General features: G+C 48.9%; 13 protein-coding genes. 4 read left to right on the plus strand and 9 right to left on the minus strand.

The genetic code is table 11. The features are described 5' to 3' along the window. Window positions 1-60: 60 nt before the first annotated feature. From J7438_RS04375 to J7438_RS04400, 6 genes are all read right to left on the minus strand, one after another. Complete coding sequence (locus J7438_RS04375) at window positions 61-1239, minus strand: glycosyltransferase family protein (RefSeq protein WP_209275584.1); 1179 nt, start codon at window positions 1237-1239, stop codon at window positions 61-63. An 83-nt stretch (window positions 1240-1322) separates the two neighbouring features. Next, the gene (gene trmA / locus J7438_RS04380; protein WP_209275585.1) at window positions 1323-2420 is read right to left on the minus strand and encodes a tRNA (uridine(54)-C5)-methyltransferase TrmA; all 1098 of its coding nucleotides are present in this window, start codon (window positions 2418-2420) and stop codon (window positions 1323-1325) included. Between the two features lie 93 nt (window positions 2421-2513). Continuing rightward, entirely contained in the window at window positions 2514-3821 is a 1308-nt protein-coding gene (locus J7438_RS04385) for an NCS2 family permease (protein ID WP_209275586.1), read from the minus strand. Between the two features lie 283 nt (window positions 3822-4104). Continuing rightward, a complete protein-coding gene (locus J7438_RS04390) occupies window positions 4105-4305 on the minus strand; it encodes a hypothetical protein (protein WP_209199914.1) in 201 nt (66 codons plus the stop codon). A 67-nt stretch (window positions 4306-4372) separates the two neighbouring features. Further along, complete coding sequence (locus tag J7438_RS04395) at window positions 4373-5344, minus strand: GIY-YIG nuclease family protein (protein WP_209275587.1); 972 nt, start codon at window positions 5342-5344, stop codon at window positions 4373-4375. A gap of 166 nt (window positions 5345-5510) precedes the next feature. After that, entirely contained in the window at window positions 5511-6929 is a 1419-nt protein-coding gene (locus J7438_RS04400) for an SDR family NAD(P)-dependent oxidoreductase (protein ID WP_209275588.1), read from the minus strand. 229 nt (window positions 6930-7158) lie between these two features. Between J7438_RS04400 and J7438_RS04405 the strand changes: the two genes are divergently transcribed. From J7438_RS04405 to J7438_RS04420, 4 genes are all read left to right on the plus strand, one after another. Then, on the plus strand, window positions 7159-8169 hold the full coding sequence (locus J7438_RS04405) for a polysaccharide deacetylase family protein (RefSeq protein ID WP_209275589.1): 1011 nt from the start codon (window positions 7159-7161) through the stop codon (window positions 8167-8169). Window positions 8170-8189: 20 nt separating this feature from the next. Further along, the gene (locus J7438_RS04410) at window positions 8190-9995 is read left to right on the plus strand and encodes an HAD-IIIC family phosphatase (protein WP_209275590.1); all 1806 of its coding nucleotides are present in this window, start codon (window positions 8190-8192) and stop codon (window positions 9993-9995) included. Window positions 9996-10015: 20 nt separating this feature from the next. Beyond that, complete coding sequence (locus J7438_RS04415) at window positions 10016-10261, plus strand: acyl carrier protein (protein ID WP_209199909.1); 246 nt, start codon at window positions 10016-10018, stop codon at window positions 10259-10261. Between the two features lie 196 nt (window positions 10262-10457). Further along, entirely contained in the window at window positions 10458-11384 is a 927-nt protein-coding gene (locus tag J7438_RS04420; RefSeq protein WP_209275591.1) for a hypothetical protein, read from the plus strand. A gap of 11 nt (window positions 11385-11395) precedes the next feature. On the opposite strand, the gene rimI is transcribed toward J7438_RS04420, so the two are convergent. From rimI to J7438_RS04435, 3 genes are all read right to left on the minus strand, one after another. Further along, window positions 11396-11866, minus strand: a complete 471-nt coding sequence (gene rimI / locus J7438_RS04425; protein ID WP_209275592.1) for a ribosomal protein S18-alanine N-acetyltransferase — start codon at window positions 11864-11866, stop codon at window positions 11396-11398. Between the two features lie 42 nt (window positions 11867-11908). Beyond that, window positions 11909-12829 (minus strand): uracil-DNA glycosylase family protein, encoded by a 921-nt coding sequence (locus J7438_RS04430; protein WP_209275593.1) that lies wholly within the window; start codon window positions 12827-12829, stop codon window positions 11909-11911. Between the two features lie 120 nt (window positions 12830-12949). Beyond that, window positions 12950-14503, minus strand: coding sequence for a 2-isopropylmalate synthase (locus tag J7438_RS04435; RefSeq protein ID WP_209275594.1), 1554 nt, complete (start codon window positions 14501-14503; stop codon window positions 12950-12952). Window positions 14504-14866 lie beyond the last annotated feature (363 nt).

Genomic DNA, 14866 nt, shown 5'->3' on the forward strand with positions numbered 1-14866 from the left:
TCTGAGTAGATCACATTGCGTACATTCTATAAAGCCAGGGAATCAAAAAACTCTGTATTTTTAATCAGACATTCGTCTTAGCTCATCAATCATCAGCTTTGCTATGGTTTTGCTGGGAGCATCCGGTATGCCCAGGCTTTCAGCAACCGCCGGTGGTCTGAAGCCCCTGATGTGAGCGTAAATCATGACGGCCAAAGGGCCCGCACTTGATGCGCGAATGGCCAGCTGTTCGGTCAGCATCAGGTTCTGATAGTTTTCATCAGCCACATAGATGACCGGCTTGCCCCGATAGATGGCCTGCTGGGCGACGGATGATTTATGGACAATAACCGCAGAGGCAATGGTGCTCAGTGACGCGGTGGAATAAGTACCGTGGTGTAACAGATGGACATTGCCGTCCGATTGAGCCTCAATGATCCTGCGCTCAAGCTCACCATCAAACTTGGGGTGATATGAAACCAGAAAAAGAATGTTTGGCAGTTTCCTTGTTGCTTCAATAAAGGTTTGAAAAGCCTTGGGATAGCTGCTGCTGTAGTCACCGGCAAACAACACTACAGGCTGCGCCGGTTCTATATTGAGGGTGTCGCGTAATAGGAAAATATCGGTCTCATCATAGACTTTATCCCAGTCTTCCAGTGCGGGTTGTCCCGTAACGGTCACTGCCGCTCCCAGGGAGGCAGCGATGCTCTGAAAGCTAAGCGCGGTGGTTTTACTGGGGACATGGAACTCGTCCAGGTAGCTCAGCTCTTCTAAAAAAGGCTGTACATAGCTGATGGAATCAACTGGCTCAAAATTATCATAAAATGCGATGACCCTGGCACCTCTTCTCTCCCAGATATTGGCAATCTGAGCCTGAGCCCGACTTGCCATTCCGGTATAGACAATTTTGGTCGAGATGCTTTCGGCGAGGTTGTACACCAGCTTCTGGTTCAGCAGATGGTCGCGATTTTCATACAGCGCTTCGTTGTGGGTCAATCTATCGAATGGAATCAGAGCCGGGTCATTTTTGAAGACTTCAGCTGCGCGACCCATCGCCAATATCCGATAGGGAATATTGGCGTTTTTCAATTTTTCCTGAATACGCAGGAAAGCATTGCTTTCACCCTGATCATAGGCCACGAACAGAACCGCAGTTTTTATATACTCTGCATCGCTGCTGTAAGAAGTCGGTGCAAAGAAAAACCAGAGAATAGAGAAAATGATTGAGGCTGGCAGATATTTAAGCTTGTTGTTTTTCACGTGAGGCTACCCCGGAGAACTTCCGTAAAACTTTGTCTTCCTAAGAATCAAAGTAGGAGTCCCGCCGGGGAGTGTAAATCTGACTATTTCCGAATCAGATGAACGCCCATTTCAGCGTGATGAGTGTATGGGAACTGGTCAAAAAGGGCGATTTTTTCGATTCTATGGGTCTGGCAAATGGTTGACATATTTTTCCTGAGCGTTTCAGGATTGCAGGAAATGTACAGGATATTGTCGAAATTCTGCACCAGCTTTTCTGTTCCTTTATCAAGACCTGCGCGGGGTGGATCCACCAGAATGGTTGAGAAATCATAGCTGTCCAGGTCGATCTCGCTCAGGCGGCGAAATGCCCGTTCCCTGTTCATGGCCTGAGTCAACTCCTCACTGGACAGACGAGCGATTTCTACGTTCTCCACAGCGTTCAGCTTAAAGTTTTCCCGGGCTGAATGTACTGAGGTTTTGGCAATTTCAGTGGCCAGTACCCTGGTAAAATGTCTGGCAAGCACACAGGTGAAATTACCATTCCCGCAATAGAGCTCTAAAAGATCACTGCTACTAACGGATGTAATCGCTTGTGCGGCAACGCTGGCCCAGGCAAGCATATGCTCATTAACACTGGCATTAGGCTGGGTAAAGCTGTTTTCTACCTGGGTGTAATGGAATGGTTTGCCCGCCACGGTCAATGTTTCAGTGACATAGTCTTTATCCAGCACCAGTTTCTGCCTGCGGGCACGTCCAATAATGCCAATGCCAAACTGTTTCTGAAGTGTTGTCGCTTCCTGTTTCCACTGATCATCCAGCTGGCGGTGGTAGATCAGTGACACCAGGGCTTCATTTGTCTGGGTGGTGAGAAATTCAACCTGAAAAAGCCGTTTCTTCAGATGGCAGCTGGTGATGATAGCCTCCATCAAGGGCATCATTAACCGGTTGATGGTTTCGGAGCCACTGGGAAAGGAGGTGACTTCAAAGGGCTGCCTGGTTTGTGGGTCGAACATCCGGTAGTAGCAGTGATCGCCCTCATGCCAGACATGAAACTCTGCTCTCATCCGGTAATGGTCCGGTCTGGAGCGAAAAAGTTCCAATTCAGGAATATCAAACTCGGCAAACTCGCTGCAAATGCTGCTGGCCTTTTCTGCCAGTTGCTCTTCATACCTTTCGGGTTGGACTGTTGGTAGGGACATAGCGCTAGTGATCAAATAAAAACGGCCCATATTATGGGCCGTAATAGCATGGGCGTGAAGCGTGGTTTATGACTGGATACTTAATGGTAATGTTTACATCACGATCTTGGCCAGACACAGCACACCAACGATGTAGGAGGTAACCGGTACCTGACGATAGTTGCCGCTCAACAGCTTCAGAATGATGTAAGAGAGCATGCCGATAATAATGCCTTCGGCAATGCTGTAAGTCATTGGCATAAACAGCAGGGTCAGGAATGCCGGGATAGACTCACTGAAATCATCAAGATCGATATCCTTGATCGGCGACATCATAAACAGGCCAACCAGCACCAGTGCCGGAGTGGTTGCTGCACCGGGTACCATCAGGAACAGTGGCGACAGGAACAGGGCAACCAGGAACAGGCCTGCTACGACCAGGGCGGTCAGACCGGAGCGACCTCCGGCAGACACTCCGGTAGCGCTTTCCACGAAGGTGGTTACGGTGCTGGTACCGAGACATGCTCCAGCTGTCGTGGCCACCGCATCAGCAAACAAAGCCTGCTTACAGTTCGGTACTTCACCTTGTTCGTTCAGCATGTTGGCTTTAGTGGATACACCCACCAGGGTGCCTACTGTGTCGAACATATCAACAAAGAGAAAGGTAAACAGGACAATGGCCATGTCCGTAGTAAACACCTGGTCCCACTGAAACTGGAACAGAATGGGGGACAGATCTGGAGGTGTCAGGCCGTTGCTGAAGTCTGGCATGGAGGTGACGCCCAGGGGAAGGCCGATCAGAGTGGTGGCTACGATACCCATCAGCAATGCACCACGGACATTTTTAACCAGCAGGGTACCGGTAATCAGGATGCCGATCAACGCCAGCAGTGGCTTTGCATCAGTCAACGAGCCCACCGATACCAGCGTCGCCGGGTTTGCTTCGACAATACCGGCATTCTGAAGGCCGATAAAGGCAATGAACAAGCCGATACCGCAGGAAACCGCTTTTTTCAGGCTCAGGGGAACACTGTTCACAATGGCCTCACGGATATTGAAAGCGGTCAGAAGCAGGAAGAGGATGCCTTCGAGAAAAACCGCAGTCAGAGCCATTTGCCAGGAGTACCCCATGCCCAGCACGACACCGTAAGCAAAAAAGGCATTCAGGCCCATGCCCGGAGCCAGGGCAAAGGGCAGCTTTGCCCATACTGCCATGACCAGAGTACCGATAATCGCAGAGAGGGTGGTGGCGGTGAATACAGCACCAAAATCCATGCCGGCATCTTTAAGAATCAGGGGGTTGACCACGAGAATATAAGCCATGGTCATGAATGTGGTGAAGCCAGCAATTACCTCGGTTTTGACATTCGTGTCATGAGCTTTCAGGTCAAAATAATTCTCTAGAAAATCCCTGCCGGACATAAGTTACCTTCAGTGTTTACATCAGTATTGCATTCTTTTCATCAGAAAAGGCGTTCTAAATACTTGCCTGTTCGGACGTTTGGAAAAGCGGATCAGCTTATATTTTTTATTATTATTTATTAATAAGTATTTATTCTCTTTAGCAGTTAGTGATTTAAATGGAGTGGCTGGTCAATAAATGATCAGTTTATTGTTGTGAGCATGTTTTGCAGTCTGCGGGGTGTTTTCCTGCCGGGATTAACAGAGTTATCCACAGATGTTGTGGTTAACTTGATGCTGCGATCTATTGAGAGGGTGTGTGGCCAGGCATTGAATGCTGGATGTCTTTCCGAATCTGCTGCATTTTTAAGGCGATTTGATCACTGCGATGGCTGATCAGGATCATTCTCTGTTCAAATCGCTGCAGAACATGACAGGCTTCCCGGAGTTTGTGAGGAAGTGCTCGTTGGAGGCGTTCAAGAGAGAGATCGTTGGGCTTGTTCATAGCCCAAGTATAGATGTGAGATAGGGTGGCCGGCACGTTCAGGGGAAGAAAATGCCGGTATAGGGAATCAGGCAGCGGCAGCCACGCTTTGGCTATTCATGCCCATGGCTCTTGTGTTGAGTTCTGCCAGCAGTTGCTCAATTTGCTGGCGATCGGATGCCTGGCTATCCGACGTCCTCTGTGCCCTGGCTTTTCGGTGCCGCTCAATGGCCTCGCGGATGCGTTTTTCCCTTGGATCAAGCTCAATAATGATCTCTGGTTCAGCGGCTTTCACCGGCTCAGGCTGCGGCTCAACGATTTCGATATCAACTGGTGCGGGAGCGGCTGTTTTGCTGTTGAGGAGTTCAACCGCATTGCTGTCTCCGGACAGGACGGCGTTGGCTGCTGCCTGAATGGCTTCAAGCTGGGCGGAAATGTCGTCACTGAGACAGATGTTGTTCATTTGCACAACGGCATTCACCTGAGAGCCGTTTTCCGGTTTTGCCGCCAGCGTTTCTTTCCGGTTTTCTACTGTGTTTTCCTGCGTGGTAGAAATATCCAGTTTGATTTCTGGTGATCTGATGCGTTCAACAGAAACAGACGTCAGTGGTTTTTCAGCGCCGGGCTGTTGTGGTGCTGCGGTTTTCTCTTCAGTCTGCTTTTTCGGCTCTGGAGAAATCTCATCAAAGTCATCCATGTCGCCGTCGAACTCGTCAAAGATGCTGGCTAGCTCTTTTTCCAGATTAGACTTGCGGGTTCGTGTTTTCTTTTTAGGTTGAATCTTTACGGTGCTGGTTTTGTAGCCACGGAGGCTGCGAGCATCCAGCGTTTCAATGGCTTCCTGTTCAAGCACGTTCAGCTCATTGCGGTCTTCTACGAAATCCCACTCTTCAACGACAAAGCCGTCCCTACCGTGTACACGGATCTCCTGGTATAGCGGGTAGTCAAGATTTTGCTCGGCAGCAGCCACCATTTTTTCCCATTGGTCAATCAGGTCATTGCGGGTTGACCCAACATAGACTTGAGAGGTGGTTTTGTTGGTGACGGTGAAGATAATCAACGCTTAAGACCTTACTGTGACTGAAACAGGAGCGCGATTATACCTGTCAATCCATTGGTGTGCAGGGGGGGAAAGCTCGTATTTTTCTGCTTTTTTTACCAGTATCGGTTGTGGTTTTGGAAATGGTCAGTCCTAAAAAAACGTTTGGTTATTGGTTTGCTTGTCCTTATGGCGTATGGTGCGTGCGAAGTTCATTCAACATAACAGGCACAGGGTCCATTTGATCTTTTTTCATAAGGCTTGCTGTCTGGTCTGTTGTCATTTTTGGCAGCCTTGGCATAGAGATTCTCAAGCCTTTGTTATTTTTTGACAAAAAGCGGCATACCGTTTCCCCGGCAGCTTTGGCTACTGAATACTCAGCCATATCCAATGGCATATCATCAATCATTACGGTGGAAGGATAAAAAATGTGAGTAAGTCCCTTCGACAGCAGCGGGGTAACTGTTTCAACAAAACCCTTGACGTAGTAATCAGAAAAACACTGATGCTGTTCAGAAGAAAACTGCCCTGGTGAGGCCGCGATAAACGGGGTTGCAAAATAATAAAGATGGCTGGGATGCAGATCTGTATGATGTTCCAAAACTTCTTCCCAGTGCGGGGACAGGACGTTGAAATGGAAAGTGCTTGCGTTGCCGCCATTGCTGCGGATCTCGTTAACCAGTTGTTCTGCTTCATCGCTGCCACGGTAAAAACTGATGAAAACCTCGGCTCCACCAGCAGCCAGTAACTTTGCGACAATTTCCCCTAATCCCCTTGAACCGCCTATGATGATGGCTTTCTGGCCGATGAATTCGCCCTGTTTTACCCTGTCTTTGATCTGTTCACAGGAAGCCTGAACGACAGGAGGTGGGCGTAAAAATGCCCTGATAGTGCCGATGAATCCGGGGACTGTCAGGTCAATAGTGGCCATTGAGAAGCGCTCATCATACTCAGCAGTCTGGTAAGCAAATGTTGCTGGGTCTTTACCTTTATCAGAGGCATATAAAGAGAAAAAAGAGTAGAGAGAATTCAGCCCTGGGCAATACCCACCTACCAATCGGGTGCTGGCAAGCATGGCAGCAGCACAGACCGGGTCAAGATAAGCGGCAACATTTGGCAGTAATTGCGACAACTGGACATTGTCGTAAAACAGTTCCAGTTCGCCTTTTGCCTTTGCCACCTCTGCTGCAGTAAGTTCCCTGGGCGAGGCTTCAGGAGCTGAGCCGGACAAGCACTTTCTTTGTTGTTGATCCCAGTGTTCCCGGGAAATAGGCTTGCATTGCAGTTTGACTTTTGACAGCAGGTTTGATTGGGAGCTGATTTCGATCAGTTGGTGGCTGGATTTTTCACTGAATTTAACCAATACATCCTCACTCAGAATAACCGGCTTTTTGAAATCAGCCTCCAGTGAAAGGATCGTTGTTGGCTTCGGGTTGGCGGCAAGAAAGCAGTCAAGGGCCCAGAGCAGTGTATGAATGCCATGCACCAATGGCTCGCCAAACATATATCTTCGTGAGGCTATTTCATCAATATGAAGCGGATTGTAATCACCGGACAATTTTGCAAATGCCAGTTGATCACTCAGGGTAAATAGGCGAGTTATCATAGAATGATTCCAGGGCATCATCAGACAAAATGATTTATGTGCCCGATCAAAAAGTGCTGTTAAATAAAAGTTTCGACGTTCTTTGGCCTATATCATCGCCATGTAGCATCGATTCTTTAAATATAAGTCGGTTAAGTTTCTTTCGTATCTGGCGATCTTTACACGTATATTTTTTAAAGCTTTTTTAAAGCAATAGCTCTTAAAACAGAGAGGCGAAAGGAAGTGGTTTATGTCGGGATGGAAAAACAGTCTCTATAAATTGATAGTTAAATCCGGTTTGACTCATCTCAGCGCTTACCTTAACCGTCATAAGCTGGTGATCCTCTGCCTGCACTCCCTTTCACTGAAAGACGAACACTTATTCTGGCCGGGCGTCTTTATTTCACGGAATAGGCTGATCCCTATTCTGGAGTTTCTGAAACACTCACGATACAACGTCATAAGTCTTGAGGAGGCGCAGCGACATTTGCAGGGGGAAGTGACTTATGAATATCCAGTGGTCATTACCATTGATGATGGCTGGTGGGCAAGTGTCGCTGATTTACTGCCTGTTCTTGAGGACTACCAATTTCCTTCAACTACCTACGTCACCACCTATTACTGCGATCATCAAATAGCAGTAGTCAATGTACTGTTGCAATACTGGCTCTGGAAAAAGCCGGTGGATACCATAAATCTGTCTTTTAATGGCAAGGATTATCAGTTTACCGGCAGTAACAGCGAACTGGTTGAGAACATTGAATCCTGTATCCGTGAATTTGATGACCAGACAAAAATGGCGTTTCTGGCAGAAATTGCTGACTTTCTGGGTCAGGATAAGGACGATATCACTGATCGGCGTTTCCACAACGCCAGCTACGATGAGCTGGCCCGGATTGTGCGAAATCCACTGCATTCAATTCAATTACATACTCATAGCCACCGACTTCCGGAAGATACTGCAGGTATTCAGCGGGAAATAGAGATTAACCGGGAAAAACTGACGGCATCGCTGAATCCGCCCTATGGAGTGGATCATCTTTGCTACCCCAGTGGTATCTGGCGGCCAGGGCATATTCCTGAGCTGGAGTCGCTGGGGGTGCGCACTGCGACAACTCTGGATGAGGGGCTTAACCATCGTGGCGAGCATTTGCTGAAACTAAAAAGGAACCTGGTGATGGATAACCGGAGTCTTGACCAGCTTAAAGTAACCATGTCCGGTATTATGGATATGGCCCGACGTCTTAAACAAACATTATAATCCGCGCACGGGAAGGCAACATGGATGACAACACTGATCAGCGACTGTCGTATCCACTGGACTATCCATTTATTCAGCGTCACCAGAAGAAATTGCGTCGGGAGCTCAGGGCAGGATTATCCCAGCCGGCACTGCGGGTGGCTGTGCTGGGCGGTTCTACTACGCAGGAGGTCAGTTGCTATATTGAGCTGTTTCTTTTGCAGGCTGGCGTCAATGTGGAAATCTTTGAGTCGGATTACAACCGGTTCTACGAAAGTGCTTTATTTGACGATGGAGAGCTAAAAGCGTTTGATCCCCAGATTATTTACCTTCACACCAGCAACGTAAATATTACCGGGTGGCCAGCTGTTGCCAGTACACAAGAGTCCATTGATGCTTTTATCGAACAGTTTGTGCATCGTTTTCAGACTGTCTGGAGTTCACTGACAGAGAAATTTAATGCCTCGATTATTCAAAATAACTTTGAACTGCCGGGCACCCGGCCATTGGGTAACCAGGATGCCACACAGGCAGCGGGTCGGAGTTACATTACCCGGCAGATCAATCAGAGATTTGCCGAGCATGCGCAAAATACGTCGGGATTTATTCTTCATGACCTGAATTACCTGGCGGCCAGGTTTGGCCTTGACCGATGGTACGATCCGGCCCAATGGTATTCCTATAAATTTGCCATGAGCAGAGAGGCATTTATCGAAGTAGGCTACAGTGTTGCAGCTCAGATCAAGGCGACCGTTGGTCTGGTCAAAAAAGTGGTTATCTGTGATCTGGACAACACCCTGTGGGGTGGGGTTATTGGTGATGACGGTCTTGATGGTATACAGGTCGGTGCGGGCAATGCGACAGCGGAAGGGTTCAGTGATCTGCAAAGCTACCTTAAAGCGCTCAGGGAGCGTGGCATACTACTGGCTGTCTGCAGTAAGAATGAGCGACAAAATGCTGAGGATGGTTTTGCCCATCCGGACAGTGTTTTGAAACTTGATGATTTCAGTGCCTTTCAGGCTAACTGGGATCACAAACCCGGGAATATTGAGCAAATCGCCAGGGACCTGAATCTTGGCCTTGGTGCTATGGTGTTTCTGGATGACAACCCGGCTGAGCGGGCGATAGTGGCACAAAGCCTGCCAGCCGTATCGGTACCGGATATTGGCGCTGACAGCACCCGCTACATCCATTTCCTGGACAGGAGCGGGTTGTTTGAGCAACCATCATTAAGCCATGACGATTTTCAGCGAGCCAGCATGTATGCCCAGAACCGGCAGCGCGTCGAACTGGAGAACGCCTGCCAGAGCTATGATGATTACCTGAAATCATTACAAATGACAGCAACAATTGAGCCGGTAAATCCAATGGCATTGCCAAGGTCCGCCCAGCTGATCAACAAAACCAATCAGTTCAATCTCACCGGTTTGCGATTTACCGAACAGGAAGTAGCCGGTTTTATGGATTCTCCCGATTACCTGACACTTTATGGCCGACTCACGGATCGCTTTGGTGACAATGGCATCGTTTCCGTTATTATCGGCGAACGTCAGGGGGATGACCTGCATATCCGCTGCTGGGTAATGAGTTGTCGTGTGTTCAAACGAGAGATGGAGGCAGCGATGTTGTCAAAGCTGCTGCTACTGGCTAAAGACAATGGGATAAAAGATGTCATCGGTTACTATGTACCCAGAGAAAAAAATGGCCTGGTAAAGGACTTTTACCAGGACTCGGGTTTTCAACTTTTGCATTGCTCCGACGATAACAGTAGTCAATGGAAGTACAGCATCGGCAGCGAAGTGCCTGAACGTGATATTCCCATCACGATAAACCCGGCGACAGAATAAGATCGTAGAAGGAGCTTGTTGTGGCTATTTTGGCAACTATCAGTGAAATCATCCGTGATATTCTCGACGAAGAGAGCCTGGAGATAACGGAGCAAACACAGCGCAATGCCCTTGAAGGTTGGGATTCCATGGCTCAGATACAGATTATCTGCGCCATTGAAAAAGACCTTACGATAAAATTTACCATGGATGAACTGGAGCAGCTGAATCAAATGGACAGTGTGGGTGATATTGTTTCCCTGGTCTCCGGGAAAACCTCTGCCTAGGAGGCTGTCCGAGAATAGCGCCCGTAGCGAGGACGGCAGAAAATTGAGGATAAAAATTCGGTTTTGTGCGGTGAATAGCGGGGCTATTTGCCGAACAAAAGCGGATTTTTAGACCAATTTGCTGTCGCCGCAGTAGGGCAGTCTATTCTCGGACAGCCTCCTAGTTCAATCAAGAACCAATCAATAACCATCTCATATGGCGCTTGTGGAACTCCTTGAATCAATTAAAACGGGCCTTTACGGGCAATATGCCCAGGCTGCTGATCTTGAACACGTCGTGCAGGATTATGTGAGATTTGTCCGGCATGTGATGAAAGGACGTTCTTATAACGTATATCCGGCGGAAATAACGTTGTGGCTGGAAGAGGTTGAAACCCGATACGATATTCCTACCCTGAAGTTGTTGCGCAAGCTCACGCTGTTAGAACTGATGAAAATTAGTGTGGGAGTTGTACAGCAACATAGTATGGATAAACACCTCCCAAAATCTACGATAGAAGCCGTCAATAACTGGTTTCAGGATTTATGCAGCCGTATTCAGGAAGCTGGCGATCATGATTTTGTTGATAATGATCTTTTTCATAAAGACCTGGCCATTGCTGCGCTGAATATGTGGCCCAGCAACTTCATTTGTCATTATGAGCCTCGTCCGCTGCCGCGACGGTCTATTTTCTCCTGTGGCATCAGGCAGATAGTCTGCGCTGCGCAACTGCTTATCAGTCTGGGGAATAGCTCCAGGAATATGTATGAAGTTCATGTGGAAGACCGACGTCTGACGCCACATTTTCTGCAGGATGGCTGGAGAGACTTTTACTTGGAGCTTTCCGAACGAATAGAGCAGGAACCCCGGGTTGGTGGTATTTTCGGGAAAGCGTGGTTCTGGGATGCCAGCATGAAAGAACATTCACCCCGGATGAGCTATCTGCGGGACCTGCCGGAGGCTGGAGGGGCTCTGTTTTTCCCGGCCCGGGGCGTTCTTGACGGTGATCATATTGCCCTGGACAATCCCCGGCGTCGGCGGTTATACGACGCAGGGCAATACACGCCCACGGAAAGCATCATGATATGGACCAGAGAGAAACTTCTGGATTGGGCCCGTCGTGAACGGGCAAAAAATGAATGAACGTCGGTTTATCACCAGCCTAAAGTCGGTTGGATTTCTATGGCCATGACAATGGCATCTTCCCGGTGGTTTCCCATGGGGTAGTAGTTTTTTCTGATGCCGACCTCGCTAAAGCCTTCATCAAGATAAAGGTTGAAGGCTTTGATATTGGAGCGACGGACTTCAAGCAGTATGGTTTTGCAGTCAGACTGTCTTGCTTTCTGGAGCATATGTTGCAACAGCTGCCGACCGATACCTTGCCTTTGAAAAGATTTGTCCACCGTCAGAATCAAAATGCTGGCTTCACCGGCTACCGTCATCATGATGCAGTGTCCCACAATTCTGTCATCAAGCACTGCCAGTTCGCAGGTATAGCCGGAGGACAGGCTGTCGGAAAAGTGTGCTTTTCGCCAGGGGTGCTCTGCTGACTGTTGTTCCACGGCATTGACCTGTTCCAGGTCACTTTCCAGCATGGGGCGAAACGTGATTGAGGGTTGTGTCATGGTTGATGATTTATCTGAATCGTTTGCTCTTCAGGCATTGCCCTATGTGTCTGGTGTTTTGGTGAGTAGCGGAGCCAGATCCTGCCATGCTTCCCTTTTGAGTATGGACTGTTTCATCAGTTCATTCAGCCCATGGGTTACAGCAAACCACTGGCCTGTATGAGTGCCCGGCTGGATACCCCGTAGTTGCTCAAAATCTTTTTCCGGGTCCATAACAAACCTGGCCGCTGACTGGCCAAATAACAGAATCACCTTTCTGCGGGATAAGCCGTATTGGTTGCTCAGATAAGCACAGACGGCATCGGCAGCGGCGTAGTCATCCTGGCTTAGTTGGCTTAACAGGCCACGGCTTTCAGTCATTGGCCAGACAAATTCACGAACAGTCTGTGAGCCTTCCGGGTTGAGTTTGAGTGCTCTGAGAATGTCATCTAATAAGCGTTGATGGTAGCGGCTGAATTGGTTGAGCCCGGAGTGTGGCATTTCGGCAATCACAAGGCAGTCATCGCTGACGGGTTTTATCACCAGACGGAATTTGCTGACGGAGCCTGACAGCTGTTTTACGGGCTCTGGCGAAGGTTGATCTTCCTGTTTGATGTCCTCAACAGGTTTGGACGGGGTAATAAATTGGCCAAGGATATCCGCTGGCTTTGTCGGTGAGTATCCTGCCTGGGACTGCTCCCTGGCATTTTGCTGGTTCAACACTGAGCGGCTTTCAGCGCCAGAAACAGCCTGTGCTGACTCTGCTTCGGCAAGTGCCCGGGCGTCCTCTGCAATCCAGTCAAAGGGTCTGGCGGGTTGAGCATTGGTCAGTTGATATCTGGGAAACCAGGTCTGAATGCCCATGGCTCCTAAATAGTTTTGTCTGAGTTTTTCCCGGCGGGCAATCTGGATTTTTGCTGCAGAACTGTCGACAGCCTGATCACTGTTGGATGGTGAAGGGTGGTCAACGGTTTCGCCCTGCATGATGGTTCTCAATGGTTGCTGCTATTTACAGTTGCCTCCCGGAGTAAGAGCAGGAGGAAGATTAAAACGCCAATAGTATCACTGAAAGATCCTGTTGGCATTTCAATCAAACCAAATTGATTAAACCGTTCCCCCGGTTTGTGGATTGGCTTTGGCGATATCGGCTTCCAGCAGGTTGAGGGCATGGATGTAGGCTTTGGCGGAAGCAATGACGATATCGGTGTCAGCCCCGGAGCCATTGACAATCTGCCCGTTTTTCTCAAGTCGGACAGAGACTTTACCCTGGGAGTCAGTACCTGTTGTAATGGCGCTGACGTTATACAGTGCGAGCCTGGCCTGGGAGTTGGCCAGCTTTTCAATGGCTTTGAATATGGCGTCAACAGGACCATCGCCGCTGCTGGAAACCGCCTGTTGTTCTCCGTTGATTTCCAGGGTGAGTGTTGCTTCCGGTGTTTTGCCAATTTTTGAGCTGGCATTCAGATCGATCAGTTTATATTTCTCCACCAGCTCGCTGCTGCTACGGGCATCACTCACCAGTGCCTGAAGGTCATCGTCGTAGATTTCCGATTTTTTGTCCGCCAGAACCTTAAAGCGCTGGAACGCATCATTTAAGTCGTCCTGGCTGCTGAACGATATGCCCAGTTCTTCCATTCGGGTTTTGAAAGCGTTGCGGCCAGATAATTTGCCAAGTACCAACCGGTTAGTATTCCAGCCAACATCTTCGGCAGACATAATTTCATAGGTTTCCCGGTGCTTCAGTACACCGTCCTGATGGATGCCAGACTCGTGGGCAAAGGCGTTGGCTCCCACGATGGCTTTGTTGGGTTGAACCGGGAAGCCAGTGATGGAGGAAACCAGTCGTGAGGCCGGTACAATCTGAGTGGTGTTGATGCCAGTGGTTACCCCAAGACAATCAGACCGGGTTTTCAGGGCCATGACAATCTCTTCAAGTGAGGCATTGCCCGCTCTTTCCCCTAATCCATTGATGGTGCATTCAACCTGGCGTGCCCCGTTTACAACGGCAGACAGTGAGTTGGCTACAGCCAGGCCAAGGTCATTGTGGCAGTGAACGGAGAAGATAGCTTTATCAGCGTTTGGGATACGTTCCATCAGGGTTTTGATGGTTTCTCCAAACTGGTGTGGCAGGGCGTAGCCAACGGTATCCGGAATATTGATGGTTCTGGCACCGGCATCAATGGCCGCTTCAATAATACGGCACAAAAAATCTATTTCTGAGCGGCCGGCGTCTTCACAGGAAAACTCAACATCGTCAATGTGGTTTCTGGCCCGTTTGACGGCAAATACGGCCTGTTTGATCACATCGTCCGGGTTCATACACAATTTGTGCTGCATGTGGATGGGAGAGGTGGCAATAAAGGTATGAATCCGGCCCCGTCTGGCTGGTTCCAGGGCTTCGGCGGCCCGGTCAATATCTTTTTCCAGTGCCCTGGAGAGGCTGCATACCGTGCTTTCCGTGATATTGGCGGCAATGGCTTTGACGGCTTCAAAGTCACCCGGGCTGGCCATGGCGAAACCGGCTTCAATCACATCTACCCGCAGTTTTTCCAGGGTTCTGGCTATGCGTAATTTTTCATCACGGGTCATGGCTGCGCCGGGGCTTTGCTCTCCATCGCGCAGGGTGGTATCAAAAATCACAACTTGATTGTTGTTCATGGTGTATCCCTTGCCTTTGCTGTCCGAAAGGCTGGTCAATTTCTTATTGGCTATGCTGCTGTTACTTGTATTGTTTGCGCAGCAATCTTGTCTGGCAAGTCCGCTTTATTAAGTGGTCTTGCGGGTTGGCCATCAAGGCCGGGTATTTGGGGAGATAGTAATTAATATGCCCTAAGGCAGTAGTAGAAGTAGCAGGCGAGCAGGAGCAAAGAAAGTTTCAGGCAGGAGAAGAACTTCCTCTTGGTCAGAAGTCTTATTATTACTTTTTATATCAACGTACTGTCTTTGCCAGTTTATCACGCTATTCATTGCGCCCTTCTCTTGAGGGAAATACGTAGATCGGCCAGGTAGTTGTACTATAAA

The organism is Thalassotalea sp. G20_0 (genome assembly GCF_017744175.1).
Classification (GTDB): Bacteria; Pseudomonadota; Gammaproteobacteria; order Pseudomonadales; family Endozoicomonadaceae; genus Endozoicomonas.